Below are 18,155 nucleotides of genomic sequence, written 5' to 3'. Positions count from 1 at the left end.
CTCAGGCATGACCACGTATCAGGAAGGCCCATCCCCATGGCCATGAAGAAGTCGACCATCCAGCAGCAGGTCGCCGAGGCGATCGCGCAGGCCAACCCGCAGGACCGCCCGATCGTCATGATCCAGGCGGTGGCGGGCCCCAGCGTCTGGCTGATGAGCATGCTCGGCCTCATAGGCCAGTGCTTCCTGACGTACTACTTCATCACCGTGACCCAGCAGGCCGTGCTCCTTCACCGGGCCAGCCGCTGGAACAACCGACCGCAGGAGATCGTCACCGCGATCCAGCCGGCCGAGGCGATGCGGATGATCAGCGACGTCCGCCGGAACACCCTGTGGAGCTCGTTCCGCTGCCAGCTGCCGGGACAGCCGAAGCCGACCCGGATGAACGTCCACCGCCTGTGGCGCAACGAGATGGACCAGCTCCTCGGCATGCTGACCGGCCAGCCGGTCGCCTGACCACGGCCCCGGGCACGACAAAGGCCCCGCTGCCGAAACAGCGGGGCCTTCGCCTACATGGGAATTGTGGAGATGGCGGGAATCGAACCCGCGTCCAACGGTGCAAAAACAGGGCTTCTCCGTGTGCAGTTCGCTGCGATTTTCTCGGCCCCGGCAATCACGCGAACAAGTCGCCGACGGGCCCAGTCACTGTTTGATTTCCTTCTAAACCCCGTGACCGGGTCTAGAAGTTTAGTTCCCTAGCTGATGCCAGGATCCGGGTCGGGAACAGCCCCGGGCTGACACTTCGCAAGTCGCTACTTAGGCAGCGAGGGCGAAGGAATCGCGCTTGGTGTTGGCGATTATTGTTTGCGACATATGGTTTACGAGATCATTGCCGCTTCCTCGACACGCTTCCCCTGCTTCGACATCCGCTGTCGAAACCGATCATCCCCATGTGTTTTTTTCAAAAGGCGCCCCTGCGTGAGGGGCTGATGCCATCGTACGTGACCAACGCCCGAAGGTGCCAGCCTATTCCGCGCGGGCCGCTGCCTGCCTAGCGCAGGCTCGCCCGCTCCTTGCGCTTGACCGCCGAGATGGCCCGGTCCGTCTCGCGCCGGTCCTGCTTCTCGCGCAGCGTCTGCCGCTTGTCGTACTCCTTCTTGCCCTTGGCCAGCGCGATCTCGATCTTGGCCCGGCCGTCCTTGAAGTACAGGGCGAGCGGCACGATCGTGTGGCCCGACTCCCCCGACTTCGACTCCAGCTTGTCGATCTCCATCCGGTGCAGCAGCAGCTTCCGCTTGCGCCGCGCGCTGTGGTTGGTCCAGGTGCCCTGCGCGTACTCCGGCACGTGCACGTTGTGCAGCCAGGCCTCGCCGCCGTCGATCTGCACGAACCCGTCGACCAGCGAGGCGCGGCCCTGGCGCAGCGACTTCACCTCGGTGCCGGTGAGCACCAGACCGCACTCGTAGGTGTCGATGATGAGGTAGTCGTGCCGAGCCTTCTTGTTCTGCGCGACCAGCTTGCGCTTGCTGTCCTTCTCTTTGTCCTTGCCCGTGTTCTTAGCCATAGTGCGGCCATTTTCGCACCTCGGCGCAACAGGTTTAAGACGTGCCGCCCAGGCCGCTCAGGACGGTCTCGGCATGTTCGAGGAGGCGGTCGGTGACCGGGAGGTCGGGGGTGATGCCCTTGCCGTCGAGGCCGCGGCCCGAGGGGGTGCGGTAGTGGCCGACGGTCAGTTCGGCGACCGAGCCGCCCGCGAGGCCGGTGGGCATCTGAACCGACCCCTTGCCGAAGGTGCGCGAGCCGACGGTGACCGCGCGGCCGCGGTCCTGGAGCGCGCCGGTGAGGAGTTCGGCGGCGCTCATGGTGCCGCCGTCGACCAGCACGACCAGGGGTCTCGCGCCGTCGCCGTCGTCGTCCGCGTACAGCGCCTGCTGCTTGCCGTGCACGTCGTACGTGGCGACCAGGCCGCCGTCGAGGAAGGCGGAGGCGGCGGTGACGGCCTCGCCGACCAGGCCGCCGCTGTTGCCCCGCAGGTCGAGCAGGATCCCGGCGCCCTTCGGGGCCTGCCGCACGGCGGTACGCACCCGCTCGCCCGAGCCCTTGGTGAAGGCCGACACCTTGATCATCACGACCTCGGCGGAGAGCTTCTTGACGGCCACGTCCTCGGTGCCGAGGACCGCCCGGTCCAACGTCTGGCTCCAGCTGCGGGAGCCGCGCTGCAGGCCGACGGCGACCTTGCTGCCCGCCGCGTCGCCGCGCAGGCGGGAGACGGCCTCGGTGACGGGCTGCCCGTCGGCGGACCAGCGGTCGATGCTGCGCAGGAAGTCGCCGGGTTCGATGCCGGCGCGGGCCGCGGGGCCGCCGGCCTGTACCCGGGTCACCTGGGTGCGGCCGTCGGCGGTGCGGGCGACCCAGAGGCCGACGCCGGTGTAGCGGCCGTCGAGGGCGTCCGTGTACTGCTCGTACTGAGCCTTGTCGTAGACCGCGCCCCAGCGGTCCCCGATGCGGCCCACGGCCTCTTCGGCCGCGCGGGTGGCGGACTTGCCGTCGGCCTGCGCCTCGGCGGCCGCCCGGGTCACGTCCTCGGCGGCGCGGTCGCCGCCGCGGGCGGTGTGTCCCTCGCGCGGATCGAGGGCGGCCGCCGCGGTCCCGGCCGGTAACGCGCCGGGGCTCTGCTCCACGCGCGGCAGGCAGTTGGTGGCTGCCGCCGTCATCAGGACGCTCGCGAAGACCAATGCCAGAGCCGCCCCGCGGCGCACGCCGCGGGGCCTGGGACAGAGTTCCGGGCCCGACATGGCGCCGAGTCTAGGACAAACGTCGGGCGCGGTAGGGGCTGTTGCTCCTACCGCGCCCGGGGCGTATGTCACACGCGGGGTCAGACCTTGAGGTACTTGCGCAGCGCGATGAACGCGGCGAGTGCGGGGATCAGGACGCTCACCGCGAGCACCAGCGGCAGCTTGGCGAAGACCGCGTCCCAGCCGATGAAGTTGATCAGGTTCAGCTTGTGCGCCAGGTCGAGGCCGTGGTCGATCAGGAAGTACCGGCCGACCAGCAGCATGGCCGAGGCGACCGCGCCGCCGATGAGTCCGGCGAACGCGGCCTCCATGATGAACGGCGCCTGGATGTAGAAGCTGGAGGCACCGACCAGGCGCATGATCCCGGTCTCCCGGCGCCGGCTGAAGGCCGAGACCCGGACCGTGTTCACGATGAGCATCAGGGCGACGACCAGCATCAGGATCATGACGTAGAAGGCCACCCAGTTCATGCCGTTGAGCAGCCCGAACAGGTTCTCCAGGATGCCCTTCTGGTCCTGTACGGACTGGACGCCGTCGCGGCCCGCGAAGGCGGTGGCGACCACGGCGAACTTCTCCGGGTCCTTGAGCTTGACCCGGAACGACTCCTGCATCTGGTCCGGCGTGATCGACCCTGCCATGGGGGAGCTGCCGAACTGCTCCTTGTAGTGCTTGAACGCCTCGTCGGCCGACTCGTACGACACCGTCTGGACGACGTCCAGCTTCTTGAGGTCGGCCTCGATGTCCTTCTTCTGCTGGGCGGTCACCGCGCCCTTGGCGCACTTGGCGACGCTCTCGGCGTCGGCCTTGTTGCAGAGGAAGATCGAGACGTTGACCTTGTCGTACCAGTAGCCCTTCATGTTGTCGACCTGGTCCCGCATCAGCAGCGAACCGCCGAACAGGGCCAGCGAGAGGGCGACGGAGACGACGACGGCGATCGTCATGGTCAGGTTGCGACGGAGACCGACCCCGATCTCCGAGAGAACGAACTGGGCGCGCATGGCGACGATTTCAGCCTTTCAGTGCTCGACGAGTGCTCTACGGCGCTCAGTGCTGGTAGCCGTAGACGCCGCGCGCCTGGTCTCGTACGAGACGGCCGGACTCCAGCTCGATGACGCGCTTGCGCATCTGGTCGACGATGTTCTGGTCGTGGGTCGCCATGACGACGGTGGTACCGGTCCGGTTGATCCGGTCGAGCAGCTTCATGATGCCGACGGAGGTCTGCGGGTCGAGGTTGCCGGTCGGCTCGTCCGCGATGAGCAGCATGGGCCGGTTGACGAAGGCGCGGGCGATGGCCACGCGCTGCTGTTCACCACCGGAGAGCTCACCGGGCCTGCGGTCCTCCTTGCCGCCGAGCCCGACGAGGTCGAGCACCTGCGGTACGGCCTTGCGGATCTCGCCGCGCGGCTTGCCGATGACCTCCTGGGCGAACGCGACGTTCTCCGCGACGGTCTTGTTGGGGAGCAGCCGGAAGTCCTGGAAGACCGTGCCCAGTTGGCGCCGCATGTGCGGCACCTTCCAGTTGGAGAGCCGGGCCAGGTCCTTGCCGAGCACGTGCACCTGCCCCTGGCTGGCGCGCTCTTCACGCAGGATCAGTCTCAGAAAGGTCGACTTCCCGGAGCCGGACGAGCCGACGAGGAAGACGAACTCCCCCTTCTCGATGTCGAGGGAGACTTCCCGCAGGGCTGGTCGGTTCTGCTTGGGATAGGTCTTGGAGACATTGTCGAATCGGATCACGGGTGCACCACGGTCGGCCGGGAGTATAGGTGTGCGTGACCTTACGCGAACGCGACGAGCCCGCGCAGGCCGCGTCCAGGGATGCCCCTTATGTCCCTTCGGTTACGGGGGCGGGACCGGGATGAATCAGGCGGGCCGCGCCGAAACGCGCGGGAGCTGGCACAGTGGTAGGGGGAACGGTTGCGTTTCCCTGAGCGTTGAGCGGAGAGATAGCGGCTTGATGGCTACATGCGCCGGCTCCGCCGCGCGGGAGGAGGAGAGCGCATGACCTATGACCGATTGGTGTGCGCCAACTGCGCGGCGCCCGTGAGCGAGGGCCGCTGCCGCGTCTGCCGGGCGAACCGGGAGCGCCTGCAGCAGGAGAACCAGTGGGGGGCCCTGAGCCCCGCGGCGCTGGTGACCCTGCTGATCGTCCTGATAGGGGCCTTTGCCCTGCTGGCCCACCAGACCGTCTGAATCGTCGGTCCGTACGTCAAGAGGGCCCCGGGTGCTTGATCGCACCCGGGGCCCTCTTGAGCGTCAGCCGCTACTTACGCAACGTTACGGCCGCCCGCGAGACGCGGCATGAGGCGGAAGCCGATGCCACCCGCGATCATGGTGGCGGCGCCGACCAGCAGGAAGGTGGTCCCGCCCGCACCGGTGGCGGCGAGCTCCTCCTTCTGCTTGCCCTGCTCGACCGGCTGCGACCCGACGGCGTCGGGGTTGGTGCCGGTGTTGCCGGTGGAACCGGTGGCGCCCGTGCTGCCCGTGGTCCCGGTGGAGCCGGTCGAACCGGTGGAGCCCGTCGAACCGGTGGAGCCGGTCGAGCCGGTGCTCCCCGTGGAGCCGGTGCTACCCGTCGAACCGGTCGAGCCGGTGCTGCCGGAGGTGCCGGACGTGGTGGAGCCGGTGCTGCCCGAGGTACCGGAGGTCGTGGAGCCCGAGGTGCCGGAGGTCGTGGATCCCGTGGTGCCCGAGGTCGTCGACCCCGAGGTGCCGGACGTGGTGGAGCCCGTGGTGCCGGACGTGGTGGACCCCGTGGTGCCCGAGGTCGTCGACCCCGAGGTGCCGGAGGTCGTGGAGCCCGAGGTACCCGAGGTCGTCGACCCCGTGGTGCCCGAGGTGCCGGACGTGGTCGAACCGGTGGTGCCCGAGGTCGTCGACCCCGAGGTGCCGGACGTGGTGGAGCCCGTGGACCCCGTGGTGCCCTCAGAGGTGGTCGAGCCGGTCGTACCCGAAGAGGTGGTCGAGCCGGTCGTGCCCTCGGAGGTGGTGGAACCGGTGGTTCCCTCGGAGGTGGTCGAGCCGGTCGAACCGGCGGTGGTCGAACCGGTCGACTGGCCGCCCGTGGTGTCGCACAGCGGCGTACCCGGGATGCAGGGCTCGTCGTAGGTGCTCTTGGCCTTGCCGTCGTTGGAGTCGAAGCCGACGGCCTGGGCCGCCCCCGCGGCGGTCAGCGACGCGCCGGCGGCAATCACCGCACCGGCTGCTATCCGCGCGACGCGGACCCGCGTGTTCTTGGTCATCTGCCTGCTACCCCCAGTAGCTGTCTCGTCATGGAGCAGCGCCCGGGGCGGCAACGCAGGGGGAGCGATTGGGCCCCTCCCCCGTCACACGCGCCCCAGAAATACGCATGCCGCGCGCTAGCTTTGCCAGTTTTAAAGATGACGTCAAGGTCGTTGCGTACGCAATGCCCGACATCGCCCCAATTGCCGGGCGTACGGGAATACGACTGTGACAGAAGACCGGAACCGGCGCCTCTTGCACGCGAGTTCGGATGTCGACAAAGCGCCGAGTCGCTCAATTCCCGCTTGCGCCAGCGAATTCGGCCGCAGGACATGTGCTCGTCATGCACCCCGATACGGAACCGCCACCCTGGGCACACTCATCCACCACAACAGAAGACGCCGGGTCCCCTTTCCGGGGGCCCGGCGTCGTCGCGTACTCAAGGCACGTCAGTAACTGGCTTACTTCTCCTGCTGCTTGCGCCAGCGGATGCCCGCTTCCAGGAAGCCGTCGATCTCGCCGTCGAGGACCGCCTGCGGGTTGCCGACCTCGAACTCGGTGCGGAGGTCCTTCACCATCTGGTACGGGTGCAGGACGTACGAACGCATCTGGTTGCCCCAGGAGTTGCCGCCGTCGCCCTTGAGCGAGTCCATCAGCGCCTGCTCCTCCTGGCGGCGGCGCTCAAGGAGCTTGGCCTGCAGGACGTTCATGGCGCTCGCCTTGTTCTGGATCTGCGAGCGCTCGTTCTGGCAGGAGACGACGATGCCGGTCGGGATGTGCGTGATGCGGACCGCGGAGTCGGTGGTGTTGACGCCCTGTCCACCGGGGCCCGAGGCGCGGTAGACGTCGATGCGCAGCTCGGACTCGTCGATCTCGACGTGGTCGGACTGCTCGACGACCGGCAGCACCTCGACGCCCGCGAAGGACGTCTGGCGGCGGCCCTGGTTGTCGAAGGGCGAGATGCGGACCAGGCGGTGCGTGCCCTGCTCCACGGAGAGCGTGCCGTAGGCGTAGGGCGCGCTGACCACGAAGGTGGTCGACTTGATGCCGGCCTCTTCCGCGTACGAGGTCTCGTAGACCTCGGTCTTGTAGCCGTGGCGCTCGGCCCAGCGCAGGTACATGCGCTGGAGGCGCTCGGCGAAGTCGGAGGCGTCGACGCCGCCGGCCTCCGCGCGGATGTTGACCAGCGCCTCGCGGGAGTCGTACTCGCCGGACAGGAGGGTACGGACCTCCATCTCGTCCAGCGCCTTGCGCACGGACTCCAGCTCGGCCTCGGCCTCGGTGCGGGTGTCCGGGTCGTCCATCTCCTCGGCGAGCTCGAAGAGCACCGCGAGGTCGTCGATCCGGCCGCGCAGGGCCTCGGTCTTGCGCAGCTCCGCCTGGAGGTGCGAAAGCTTGCTGGTGATCTTCTGCGCCGCCTCCGGGTCGTCCCAGAGGGACGGGGCGGCCGCCTGCTCTTCGAGCGCAGCAATATCTGCCCTCATCGTGTCGAGGTCCAGGACGGCCTCGATCGACCCCATGGTCGAGGAGAGGGACTTCAGCTCTTCGGATACATCGACGACTGCCACGGGTCCAGCGTAACGGCTGCGCGCTCCGGCGTTCCCCGGGCCGCTTGATCATCCCTGTCCTAGGGGACGACTGGCGCCGAGTTCTTGGTGTCCTGGGGCGGCGGCTGCTTGCCGGAGTCGTCGCTCAGGGCCAGCCAGCCGCCGACGCCGACGGCCGCGGCCAGGGCGACCGCCGCGGTCGTCAGGACGAGTCGGCGCTTGCGGACCTGGTCGGCGCGGTGGCGGGCCGAGCCGGGGCGCGGGGCGCCCGAGGAGCGGGGGGCGCGGGCCGTGCCGAGCGGGCCGCCGGCCAGCTCGTCGGGGCCGGGGACGCGCATGCTGGTGTGGGTGTCGCGGTTGGCGGAGTCGTGCTGCGCCCCGGGCACCAGCGGGACGGCGCCGCGGCGGGGGGCGCTGTTGGGGGCGGTGGGGTACGGATCCTCGTACGCCTCCTCGTCCTCGGTGCCTTCGGCGTCCGGCTCGTCCACGTCGAGCGGGGGCATGCCCGCGACCAGGGGGAGCAGTTCGCGCAGCCGCACCGACAGTTCGGAGGCGCGCAGCCGCGAGGCCGGGGCCTTGGCCAGGCACTGGACGATCAGCTGCCACAGCTCGTCGGGGATGCCGGGGAGCGGGACGACCGTCTCGGTCACATGGCGGCGCAGTACGGCGCCGGGGTGGCCGCCACCGAACGGGGTGAAGCCCGCGAGCAGTTCGTAGAGGACCGTCGCGAGCGCGTAGATGTCGACGGCGGCGCGCGGCGGGAGGCCCTCGACGATCTCGGGTGCCAGGTAGTCCGGGGTGCCGATGATCCGCGTCGCCTTGGTGCGGCGGGGGGTGTCGATGAGCTTGGCGACGCCGAAGTCGGTGAGGAGGGCGGGGTGGGCGCCGCCGGGGCCGAGCGGGCCCTGCATGTCCAGGAGGATGTTCTCGGGCTTGACGTCGCGGTGTACGACACCGGCCGCGTGGGCGGCGGCGAGACCGTCGGCGACGTCGGCCGCGATGGCCACGGCCGCTTCGGGGGCGAGGCGGCGCTCGCGGTCCAGGCGGGTGCGCACGTCCGTGCCCCGGATCAGGTCCATGACCAGGGCGAGGTCGTTGCCGTCGACCACCAGGTCGCGCACGCCCACCACGTTGGGGTGGTCGAGGCCGAGCAGGGCGGTGCGCTCCTGCACGAAGCGGCCGACCAGCTCCTGATCGGCGGCCAGGTCCTCGCGCAGCAGCTTGATGGCGACGGGGCCCTCGGGCCCTTCGCCGAGCCACACCGTGCCGGCGCTGCCGCGGCCCAGGATCTGGTGGGCGGTGTACCGGCTGCCGATATTCCGTGCCAAGACTGCTCCCTCAGCGGCTGGCTGTGCACGCTGAGGCTACGCGGCCGGGACGCCAACCTTCACTTCTGGCGCCGAAATCACCCTCTGGAAGTCGACAAATCCACGAAGTCGCGTCCCGGACCGACGGAGCAGAGCCCTTTACTCACTGCTTTCCGGAGTCGCCGATGCTCTTTATCCAGCCGGATACCGTCGAAATCGCGTCACCGATGGCCTGCCAGTAGCTCTTGCCCTGGGCGACCCAGTCCTGGAGCGGGGTGAGCTCCCAGATCAGCCAGCCCGCGACGAAGAGCAGCAGGAACGTGAACAGACAGCCCTTGAGGCAGCCGAGCCCCGGGATCCGCATCCGGTTCGGGCTGCGCCGACGCGGCTCGCGGGGCTCCCGCGGCTCACGGGCGGGAGCCTGCGGCTGCTGTGGCGGCGGGGGCTGCGGAGGCGCGTACTGCTGGCGCTGCGGCGCGTACTGCTGCTGCGGTTGCTGCTGCTGGTAGGGCTGCGGGGGCGGGGCGTACTGCTGGCGCTGCGGCGGGCGGCCCTGCGGCGGGCCCTGCGGGGCATAGCCCTGCGGAGGCTGCTGGCCGTAGCCCTGCGGGGGCTGCTGCTGGCGGTGCGGGCGGCGGCGCAGCGGATCCTGCTCGGGGGGCAGGTAGCCGACCTGGGTCTGCTCGTTGCGGTCGCGCGCCGCCTGGAGCTGGGACTGCCAGGGGTGCGGCTCCTGCGGCTGCGGCTGGCCCTGCGGGACCGGCGGCAGGACGGCCGTCGGGTCGGCGTTCGGGGCCTGGCCGGTCTGCGGCAGGACCGAGGTGCGCGCCGCCGGGTCGTACGAGGCCGCGTTGCTCGGAAGGACCTGGGTGGGGTCGGCCGCGCCCGGGGCCTCCGGGACGGGGGCCGGTGCCGGGTCGGGCGCGAGCAGCGCGCCCACGCCGTCGGCCGCCTCGACCTGGGCCGGGGTGGAGTGGACGCCGATGCCGGCCGCGACGACGCGCAGCCCGCGCGCCAGGTTCTCGGCGCTGGGCCGGCGTTCCGGGTCCTTGCTGAGGCAGCGCTCTATGACCGTCCACAGCGGCGCCGGCACGGTGGTGGGCCTGCGCGGCTCCTCGCTGAGGTGGCGGTGCAGGACTTCGAGCGCGGTGCCGCCCGCGAACGGCGGACGGCCTGTGACCAGCTCGTACAGCAGGATTCCGGCGCCGTAGATGTCGACGGCGGAAGTCTGCGGGCGGCCCTCGGCGGACTCCGGCGCGACATAGGCGGGCGTGCCCACGAACTCGTGCGTACGGGTCAGGCCCGGGGAGTCGGCGAGGCGCGCGATGCCGAAGTCGGTGAGCATCGGGTGCATCGCGCCGTCGCGCTCGTCCAGGAGGACGTTGGCGGGCTTCAGGTCGCGGTGGACGACGCCGTCGGCGTGGCTGGCGGCGAGCGCGTCCGCGATCTGCGCGGTGAGCAGGGACGCGGCGACCGGGGTGAGCGGGCCGTTCTCGCGGATGTAGCGGTGCAGGTCCGGACCGTCGATCAGGTCCATGACCAGGGCGAGCAGATCGCCCTCGACGACCAGGTCCCGGGTGCGCACGATGTTGTCGTGGCGCAGCCGCAGGAGCACGGAGCGTTCGCGCAGGAAGCGCATCACCACGTCCGCGTCGTTGGCGAGCTCCTCCTTGAGGACCTTGATCGCCACGGTCTCGCCCGGCTGGCCCGCGACGGATGCCTCGGAGCCCGCGGTCTCGCGCTGGCGGGCTCGCCAGACGGTGCCCGTGGCGCCGCGTCCGAGCGGCTCCTCGAGCAGGTACTTGCTGCCTACCGGCCGCACGTCATGCGCTCCCTGCTGCTCGCGTCCATTGCTGTGTGGGTTTCCGGCCCACTCTAGTGCCGCTCCCGACGGCGCCGACGGGTCGTGGGGTCGGTGCCACCAGGTTGTTCACCGTCTTCTCATGGTTCCCAGGGAAGACGCGGTCTTCGCACGGAAGGTTGCCGAACGGCCGTGCCCGGCGTCCCTTCGAAATGCCCCACTCGGTCGCAACCAGCCACTTTTACGTCCACATTTGCGTCCCGAGCCGACCAATCAAGATCAATTAAAGGTGGCCGACGGGCGTGTTGTCAGTGGCAGGTGCGAGGATGCCCTCAGCACGAATTGTGTGCCGGGTGGGGGGAATCACAGGGCTGCTCTCCCCTTTCTCGGCACCCCCGCGCAGAAGGGACCGCCGAGGCGATGCAGATCCGGCTGACCGTCCTCGCGCCGCGCAGCGGCCACACCGCGGCGCGCGCCTGCGACGTGCTCGTCACCGCCCCGGCGGGGACGGCACTCGCGGCCGTCGCGTCCGGCCTGGCCTCGGCCGCCTCCGGCGCGGAGGTCTCGGGCGCTTCCGTGGTGCTGTACGCGGGCCGCGAGCGGCTCGACGCACAGCGCCGCATCCTCGGCGAGCCACCCCTGGTGGACGGGGCGGTGCTCTCGCTCGCCTCCCCCGCCGAGGACGGCCCGGCCCACGACGGCCCGGCCCCGGCCCGGCTCCACGTGGTGGCGGGGCCCGACGCGGGCGGCGTCCACCTGCTGCACGGCGGCCGCATCGGCATCGGCCGCTCCACGGAGTCGGACGTCCCGCTGGACGATCCGGACGTGTCGCGCCAGCACTGCGAGGTGACGGTCGGCGAGGACGGCCGGGTGAGCGTCGCCGATCTGAACTCCACGAACGGCACCCGCCTCGACGGCCGGGAGATCGGCGCCCAGCCGGTCCGGCTCGCCCCCGGCGCGCTGCTGCGGATCGGCGAATCGGCCCTGCGGCTCTCCCCCGGCGCCTCCGAGGCGGAGCCCTCGCTCGCCACCACGCCGGACGGCGAGGGCCACCTTCGAGTGACCCCCTGCACGCCAGGAGCCGAACAGGCCGGTTCCGTAACGGAGTTGACCCCTCCGCCAGGTGGGACGAACCAATTCTTCGGCGCGGCCCCGGACCGTGTCGCTACGCCGGGCGGGCCCGAGGAGGCGTACGGCGGCGGGTTCGACGCGCTCGGGGCGCCGTCCGGGTACGGGCACGACGGGCGGGACGACCACCGCGAACCAGGGCCGCCGAGCAGGCGGCAGGGCACGCCGACGCGCGGCACCCGGCTCCCCGAAGGCCTGCCCGGTCCTGACGAGGTCGAGCACGCCCGCGCGGATGCCGACGGCGGCCGGCGGCGCGGCGGGATAGGGGCGTGGGCCCGGCGGCTGACCGGCGGGCGCGGCGAGGTGGCGCCCGAGCAGGCGCCGGCCGAGCCGCAGCGTCCCTTGGCCGAGCCCGCGCCGGAGAGCTGGCCCGACCCGGCCGCGCTGCTCCTGACCGCGCTCGGGCCCGGCCCCCGGCTGTGGGAGCGCGAGCCCGGTCATCCGGAGGCGCTCGCGATCCGGGTCGGCACCGCGGACCGGGGCGAGCTGGCGGCCGTGCCGGTCACGGTGGGGCTGCGCGAGGCGGGCTCGCTCGGGCTCGCCGGGCCGCGCGATCGGCTCGCCGGGCTCGCCCGCTCGGCGATCGCCCAGCTGGCCGCGCTGCACGCGCCGACCACCCTGGAGATCGTCCTCATCAGTACGGACAGGGCGCGCCCCCTCCAGGCGCGTACCGCCGAGTGGGACTGGCTGGGCTGGCTCCCCCAGGTCCGCCCGGCGCACGGCCAGGACTGCCGGCTGCTCCTCGCCTACGACCGCGATCAGGCGACGGCGCGCACCGCCGAGCTGGTCAGACGGCTCGACGCGGGCCCGCTCGGCCCGGGCTGGGCCTCGGCCGACCGCGCTGCGGTGGCCGAGGCGGCCGCCCGCTACGAGGGCCCGCTCACGGTGGTCGTCGTGGACGGCGACCCGGGTTCGGCCCCGCTGCGCGAGACCACCGCACGCCTCGCCGCGGCGGGCGCGGCGGCCGGCATCCATCTGCTGTGCCTCGCCGAGACCCCGCCCGCATCCGCCGCCTCCCCGGTCGCGGCGACGTACGAGACGGCGTGCGCGGCCTCGCTCGCGTTCCGCGAGTGCGGGGCGGTCGCGCTGCTCAGCGGTGATGTGGCCACCGCCCTGAGGCTGCTGCGCATCGCGGGCGGGCGGCCCGCCGGGCACGGCACGGTGGCCATCGTGGACGCGGTGTCGCGCGCCTGGGCCGAGCGGTTCGCCCGCGCGCTGGCCCCGTTGCGCACCGGCGACGGGACGGCGGCCTCGGCCGGGCGGCTGGCCTCCTCACTGCCTCAAACCTCGCGTCTGCTCGACGAGTTGGGGCTCGCCCGGGCCACCCCGGCGTCCCTCATGGCCCGTTGGGAGTCGGCACCGGACGGAGCGGTCGTGCTCGGCACCGGGCCGCGCGGCCCGGTCGGCGTGGACCTCGCGTCCGACGGACCCCACCTCCTGGTCGAAGGGCCGCCCGGCAGTGGCCGCACCGAGCTGCTGCGGGCCGTCGCGGCCTCGCTCGCGGCGGGCGCCCGGCCCGACCGGCTCGGCCTGATCCTGGTCGACGGCGCGGGCGGCGAACGCGGCGAGGGCCTCCGTCCCTGTACCGAACTCCCGCATGTGTCAACCCACTTGATCGCCTCCGACCCCGTACGGATGCGGGAGTTCGCGCAGGCGCTCGGGGCCGAGCTGAAGCGCCGGGCCGAGGTGCTCGGCGGGCTCGGCTTCGCGGAGTGGCAGACCCAGCGCGAGGTCGCCGGGCGCATCGTCGGGCAGCGGCAGGCGCCCGCCGTGGAGAGCCGGGGCGACCTCGATCCGCCGGGCAGCAGCACCCTGCGGTTGCGCCCGGTGGCCCGCAGCCGCACCGAGGAGGGGTCCTCGCTGCCCCGCCTGGTCGTCCTGGTCGACGATCTGGACGCGCTGGTGGCGCCCGCCCTCGGCAGTCCCGGCCGGCCGGCCGCGGGTTCGGTCGTACGGGCCCTGGAGGCGGTGGCCCGCGAGGGCGAGCGGCTCGGGGTGCACCTCGTGGCCGCCTCGGCCCGGCCCGACCGCACGGCCGACACGGAGCTCGCGCGCGGCGCCCGGCACCGCGTCGTCCTCGACCCGCCGCCCGCATCGCCCTCGCCGGAGGAGCCGTCCCCGGGAAGGGGCCGGCTGCACCAGGCGGAGGGGGTGTCCGTGCCGTTCCAGGGCGGCCGGGTCACCGGGCGCATACCGCGCACCGCGACGCAGCGGCCCACCGTCGTGGTCCTGGAGTGGGAGCGGATGGGCGACCCGCCGGCCCGCCGGCCCGTCCGCGAGCTCGGCAACGGGCCCACCGACCTGGCCCTGTTGGCCAGCGCCCTCGACCGCGCGGCGTCCTTGGTCAACGCGCCCTCGGTGCCGCCGCTGCCGTGACGGCGGGGCCGCCGCGTGCGGCCCCAGTGGATCAACCCGGCTGCAAAGGGAGGCAGTTGGGACATCCCGCGACACCCAACGTCACAAGCCCATCACGATCATCAATTTGACAGCGAAGGCGGTATTGCGGCGCCCCCGCACCCGGCGTAGGACTGTCGCACGGGACGAGAGCGGCGGCGCCTGCGTCACCGGGCGCGGCGGTTCGTACGCGCACGGGAGAGACGGGGCACGCATGCGCAGCACTCGTACAGGCCGCACCACCACACGCACCACGACGACAGGTCGCACCCTGATTTCCGCCCTCGCCATCGGCAGCCTCGCGCTCGGCGCGGCCGCGTGCAGCAGCGACGACGGGAAGAAGAGCGGGCCGTCCGCCAGCGCCTCGACCTCCGCGTCCAAGGGCGGCGGTGTCCAACTCCCCAAGCTCGACGGGGAGAAGATCGAGGTCGCGGCCGTGTGGACGGGGCCCGAGCAGGCCAACTTCGTGAAGGTGCTCAAGGAGTTCGAGGCGCGGACCGGGGCTACCGTCACCTTCGTGCCCGCCCAGGACCCCATCGTCAACTTCCTCGGCACGAAGATCGCCGGTGGCAGCCCGCCCGATGTCGCGATGCTCCCCCAGGTCGGCGCGATCCAGCAGGCCGTGGCGAAGAAGTGGGCCAAGCCCGCCGGGCCCGAGGCCAAGACGCAGCTCGCCGCGAACTACTCGAAGGTGTGGCAGGACCTGGGTTCGGTCGACGGCACCCAGTACGGGGTCTACTTCAAGGCCGCCAACAAGTCCCTGGTCTGGTACAACACCAAGGTCTTCCAGAACGCGGGCGTCAGCGTGCCCGCGAAGTGGAAGGACTTCCTCAGCACCGCCGACACCATCTCCGCCTCCGGCGTGACCCCGGTGTCCGTCGGCGGCGCGGACGGCTGGACGCTGACCGACTGGTTCGAGAACGTGTATCTGTCCCAGGCCGGGCCCGAGAAGTACGACCAGCTGGCCAAGCACGCGATCAAGTGGACCGACCCGTCCGTAAAGGACGCGCTCACCACCCTCGCCGAGCTCTTCGGCAAGCCGAACCTCATCGCGGGCGGCACCAACGGCGCGCTCCAGACCGAGTTCCCGGCCTCCGTCACCCAGACCTTCACCGGCGGCGACCAGCCCAAGGCGGGCATGGTCTTCGAGGGCGACTTCGCCGCCGTCAACATCGCGCAGACCTCCGCCAAGATCGGCACCGACGCCAAGGCGTTCCCGTTCCCGGCCGTGGGCGACAAGGCCCCGGTCGTGACGGGCGGCGACGCGGCCGTGGCCCTGAAGGACACCAAGGGCGCCCAGGCACTGCTCACGTGGCTCGCGTCCACCGACGCGGCGGAGATCTGGGCGAAGGCCGGCGGCTTCGTCTCGCCCAACAAGTCCCTGAACTTCGGCGCGTACCCCAACGACGTGCAGCGCGACATCGCCAAGTCGCTGATCGCGGCCGGTGACAACGTGCGCTTCGACATGTCGGACCAGGCGCCGCAGTCCTTCGGCGGCACTCCTGGCAAGGGCGAGTGGAAGGACCTCCAGGACTTCCTGAAGAACCCGTCCGACATCGCGGGCACCCAGTCCAAGCTGGAGGCCGACGCGGCCGCGGCGTTCAAGAGCTGATCCGGCGATGACGACCGCCACGGCGGGAGGCGCCCCGCCTCCCGCCACACCGCCCGCGCCCAGGACCGTCAAGAGCGTCACCGGTACCCGCAAGTGGATCGCGGCAGCCTTCCTGCTGCCCGCGCTCGTGCTGCTCGGTGCGCTCGTGGTCTATCCGATCGGATTCTCGATCTATCGATCGTTCTTCGATCAGTCCGGCCATTCGTTCGCCGGAATCGACAACTACAAGACGCTGTTCACCGACCACACCATCCGCACCGCGGTGAAGAACAACGCGATCTGGGTCGTCTGCGCCCCGACGATCGCCACCGCCCTCGGCTTGATCTTCGCCGTACTGACCGAACGGGTGCGCTGGGGAACGGCGTTCAAGCTGATCGTGTTCATGCCGATGGCGATCTCCATGCTCGCCGCGGGCATCATCTTCCGGCTGGTGTACGAACAGGACCCGGCGCGCGGGGTCGCCAACGCCGTGGTGGTGGGCGTGCACGACACGTTCGCCGAGTCGGCCGGCTACCCGAAGGCGCATCCGCTGCCCAGCGCCTCGCTGAAGGACGGGGGCGGCGGCACCTTCATCACCCGGGACGCCGTGCACGTCGGGCAGCCCGCCCTGTTGCCCCTCGTGGGAGTCGCCGCCGACAAGATGCCGACGTCGGCCGGGACCGCCAAGCCCGCCAGGACCGACCCGGGCAAGGTCACCGGCACGGTCTGGCTCGACTTCACCAAGGGCGGCGGCGGCCGGCCGAACGTCATCGACGCCAAGGAGCTCGGCCTCAAGGGCATGAAGGTCGAGGCCGTCAAGGACAACAAGGTCGTCGCCTCGGCCACCGCCGCCACGGACGGGACGTTCACCCTGCCGGCCTCGGCCGACGGGGCCCAACTCCGTCTCCCCGAAAGCAACTTCCACGAGCCGTACAACGGTGTCGAATGGCTCGGCCCCACGCTGGTCACCCCGGCCATCATCGGCTCGTACATCTGGATGTGGGCCGGGTTCGCGATGGTGCTCATCGCGGCAGGGCTCGCCGGGCTGCCGCGCGAACTCCTCGAAGCCGCCCGCGTGGACGGCGCGAACGAGTGGCAGGTGTTCCGCCGGGTGACCGTGCCGCTGCTCGCGCCGGTGCTCGCGGTCGTCCTGGTCACGCTGATGATCAACGTCCTGAAGATCTTCGACCTGGTCTTCATCATCGCGCCCGGCTCCAGCCAGGCCGACGCGAACGTCCTGGCCCTCCAGCTCTACCGCTCCTCCTTCGGCACCGAGGCGGACCTGGGCATAGGCAGCGCGATCGCCGTCCTGCTGCTGCTCCTCGTGATCCCGGTGATGCTCTTCAACATCCGGCGCATGCGCAGGGAGGCCAAGCGATGAGGGCCCGTGGAGGCGGTCGTCGCCCGGGACGGCACAGCACTGTCCGGTGTAGGCGCGAGGAGGCCAGGCGATGACCGCTGTCGAAGGGATCGTCAAGGCCCGGCAGTCGTTGCCCGCGCGCATCGCGTCGCGTACGGGCGGGGGCGTGCTGCGCGTGTTCCTCATCCTGGTCGGCCTGTTCTGGCTGATGCCGACCGTCGGGCTGCTGCTCTCCTCGGTGCGCAGCCCCTCCGACATCGCCTCGACGGGCTGGTGGAGGACGTTCACCGACCCGTCCCAGCTCACCTTCCACAACTACGCGAACCTGCTGGACAACAGCACGATCACCAACTCCCTGCTCTCCACGGTCACGATCACCGTCCCGGCCACGGTTTTGGTCGTCGTCATCGGCTCGCTCGCCGGCTACGCCTTCGCCTGGATGGACTTTCCGGGCCGCGACTGGTGGTTCATGGTCGTGGTGAGCCTGCTGGTCGTGCCGGTGCAGGTCGCCCTCGTGCCGGTCGCCAAGCTCTTCGGGCAGGTCGGCATCTTCGAGACGACGATCGGCGTGATCATCTTCCACGTCGCGTTCGGCCTACCCTTCGCGATCTTCCTCCTCCGCAACTTCTTCGCGGAGATCCCGAGGGAGCTGCTCGAAGCGGCCCGGCTCGACGGGGCGGGCGAGATCCGGCTCTTCACCCGTGTCGTGATGCCGCTCGGCGGCCCGGCGATCGCCTCGCTCGGCATCTTCCAGTTCCTGTGGGTCTGGAACGACATGCTGGTCGCGCTGATCTTCGCCGACTCCAAGCACCCGCCGATCACGGTGGCCCTGCAGCAGCAGGTCCGCCAGTTCGGCAACAACATCGACGTGCTGGCCCCGGGCGCCTTCGTCTCGATGGTCATCCCGCTCGCCGTCTTCTTCGCCTTCCAGCGGCAGTTCGTGTCGGGGGTGATGGCCGGCGCGGTGAAGTGACCGTACGCACAACGGACTTGATCACGTGATCACCCGATCGAACGATCACGGCCGCGCGCCCGCATGACACCACGTCAAGCGCATGATCGCGCGACTACGC

The 18,155-nt window shown here is 71.1% G+C and carries 14 protein-coding genes and 1 other RNA gene; 7 read left to right on the top strand and 8 right to left on the bottom strand.

Annotated elements, in window-relative coordinates:
• Positions 1 to 36: 36 nt before the first annotated feature.
• On the top strand, positions 37 to 456 hold the full coding sequence (locus tag ACWC2B_RS28970) for a hypothetical protein (RefSeq protein ID WP_450721659.1): 420 nt from the start codon (positions 37 to 39) through the stop codon (positions 454 to 456).
• Between the two features lie 64 nt (positions 457 to 520).
• On the opposite strand, the gene ssrA is transcribed toward ACWC2B_RS28970, so the two are convergent.
• The 5 genes from ssrA to ftsE all read right to left on the bottom strand — a co-directional run bounded on the left by ssrA (position 521) and on the right by ftsE (position 4,469).
• Positions 521 to 890: a transfer-messenger RNA gene (ssrA, locus tag ACWC2B_RS28965) on the bottom strand.
• A gap of 101 nt (positions 891 to 991) precedes the next feature.
• A complete protein-coding gene (gene smpB, locus ACWC2B_RS28960) occupies positions 992 to 1,504 on the bottom strand; it encodes an SsrA-binding protein SmpB (protein ID WP_399492966.1) in 513 nt (170 codons plus the stop codon).
• Positions 1,505 to 1,538: 34 nt separating this feature from the next.
• Positions 1,539 to 2,735 (bottom strand): S41 family peptidase, encoded by a 1,197-nt coding sequence (locus ACWC2B_RS28955; RefSeq protein ID WP_450721657.1) that lies wholly within the window; start codon positions 2,733 to 2,735, stop codon positions 1,539 to 1,541.
• Between the two features lie 80 nt (positions 2,736 to 2,815).
• Positions 2,816 to 3,733 (bottom strand): permease-like cell division protein FtsX, encoded by a 918-nt coding sequence (ftsX, locus tag ACWC2B_RS28950; protein ID WP_450721655.1) that lies wholly within the window; start codon positions 3,731 to 3,733, stop codon positions 2,816 to 2,818.
• Between the two features lie 46 nt (positions 3,734 to 3,779).
• Positions 3,780 to 4,469 carry a cell division ATP-binding protein FtsE gene (gene ftsE / locus ACWC2B_RS28945; RefSeq protein WP_393137390.1) on the bottom strand — a complete coding sequence of 230 codons (690 nt, stop codon included), beginning with the start codon at positions 4,467 to 4,469 and terminating at the stop codon, positions 3,780 to 3,782.
• Positions 4,470 to 4,733: 264 nt separating this feature from the next.
• Between ftsE and ACWC2B_RS28940 the strand changes: the two genes are divergently transcribed.
• Positions 4,734 to 4,925: a hypothetical protein gene (locus ACWC2B_RS28940; protein WP_450721652.1), complete on the top strand. Its 192-nt coding sequence runs from the start codon at positions 4,734 to 4,736 to the stop codon at positions 4,923 to 4,925.
• Positions 4,926 to 5,048: 123 nt separating this feature from the next.
• Positions 5,049 to 5,840 carry a hypothetical protein gene (locus tag ACWC2B_RS28935; protein WP_450721650.1) on the top strand — a complete coding sequence of 264 codons (792 nt, stop codon included), beginning with the start codon at positions 5,049 to 5,051 and terminating at the stop codon, positions 5,838 to 5,840.
• A gap of 575 nt (positions 5,841 to 6,415) precedes the next feature.
• On the opposite strand, the gene prfB is transcribed toward ACWC2B_RS28935, so the two are convergent.
• From prfB to ACWC2B_RS28920, 3 genes are all read right to left on the bottom strand, one after another.
• Positions 6,416 to 7,522 (bottom strand): peptide chain release factor 2, encoded by a 1,107-nt coding sequence (gene prfB / locus ACWC2B_RS28930; RefSeq protein ID WP_450721648.1) that lies wholly within the window; start codon positions 7,520 to 7,522, stop codon positions 6,416 to 6,418.
• Between the two features lie 59 nt (positions 7,523 to 7,581).
• Positions 7,582 to 8,829 carry a serine/threonine-protein kinase gene (locus ACWC2B_RS28925; RefSeq protein ID WP_450721646.1) on the bottom strand — a complete coding sequence of 416 codons (1,248 nt, stop codon included), beginning with the start codon at positions 8,827 to 8,829 and terminating at the stop codon, positions 7,582 to 7,584.
• 142 nt (positions 8,830 to 8,971) lie between these two features.
• Positions 8,972 to 10,630 carry a serine/threonine-protein kinase gene (locus ACWC2B_RS28920; RefSeq protein WP_450721644.1) on the bottom strand — a complete coding sequence of 553 codons (1,659 nt, stop codon included), beginning with the start codon at positions 10,628 to 10,630 and terminating at the stop codon, positions 8,972 to 8,974.
• A 399-nt stretch (positions 10,631 to 11,029) separates the two neighbouring features.
• Here ACWC2B_RS28920 and ACWC2B_RS28915 point away from each other — a divergent pair, with 399 nt between their 5' ends.
• From ACWC2B_RS28915 to ACWC2B_RS28900, 4 genes are all read left to right on the top strand, one after another.
• Positions 11,030 to 14,113: an FtsK/SpoIIIE domain-containing protein gene (locus ACWC2B_RS28915; protein WP_450721642.1), complete on the top strand. Its 3,084-nt coding sequence runs from the start codon at positions 11,030 to 11,032 to the stop codon at positions 14,111 to 14,113.
• A 232-nt stretch (positions 14,114 to 14,345) separates the two neighbouring features.
• Entirely contained in the window at positions 14,346 to 15,743 is a 1,398-nt protein-coding gene (locus tag ACWC2B_RS28910) for an ABC transporter substrate-binding protein (RefSeq protein WP_450721640.1), read from the top strand.
• Positions 15,744 to 15,750: 7 nt separating this feature from the next.
• Positions 15,751 to 17,103, top strand: coding sequence for a carbohydrate ABC transporter permease (locus ACWC2B_RS28905; protein WP_450721638.1), 1,353 nt, complete (start codon positions 15,751 to 15,753; stop codon positions 17,101 to 17,103).
• 70 nt (positions 17,104 to 17,173) lie between these two features.
• The gene (locus ACWC2B_RS28900; protein WP_450721636.1) at positions 17,174 to 18,055 is read left to right on the top strand and encodes a carbohydrate ABC transporter permease; all 882 of its coding nucleotides are present in this window, start codon (positions 17,174 to 17,176) and stop codon (positions 18,053 to 18,055) included.
• Positions 18,056 to 18,155: the final 100 nt, after the last annotated feature.

The sequence above is a fragment of the Streptomyces sp. NPDC001415 genome (genome assembly GCF_053597395.1).
Note: the sequence above shows the minus strand (reverse complement) of the source record. Positions and strands in the feature narration are given on the sequence as shown.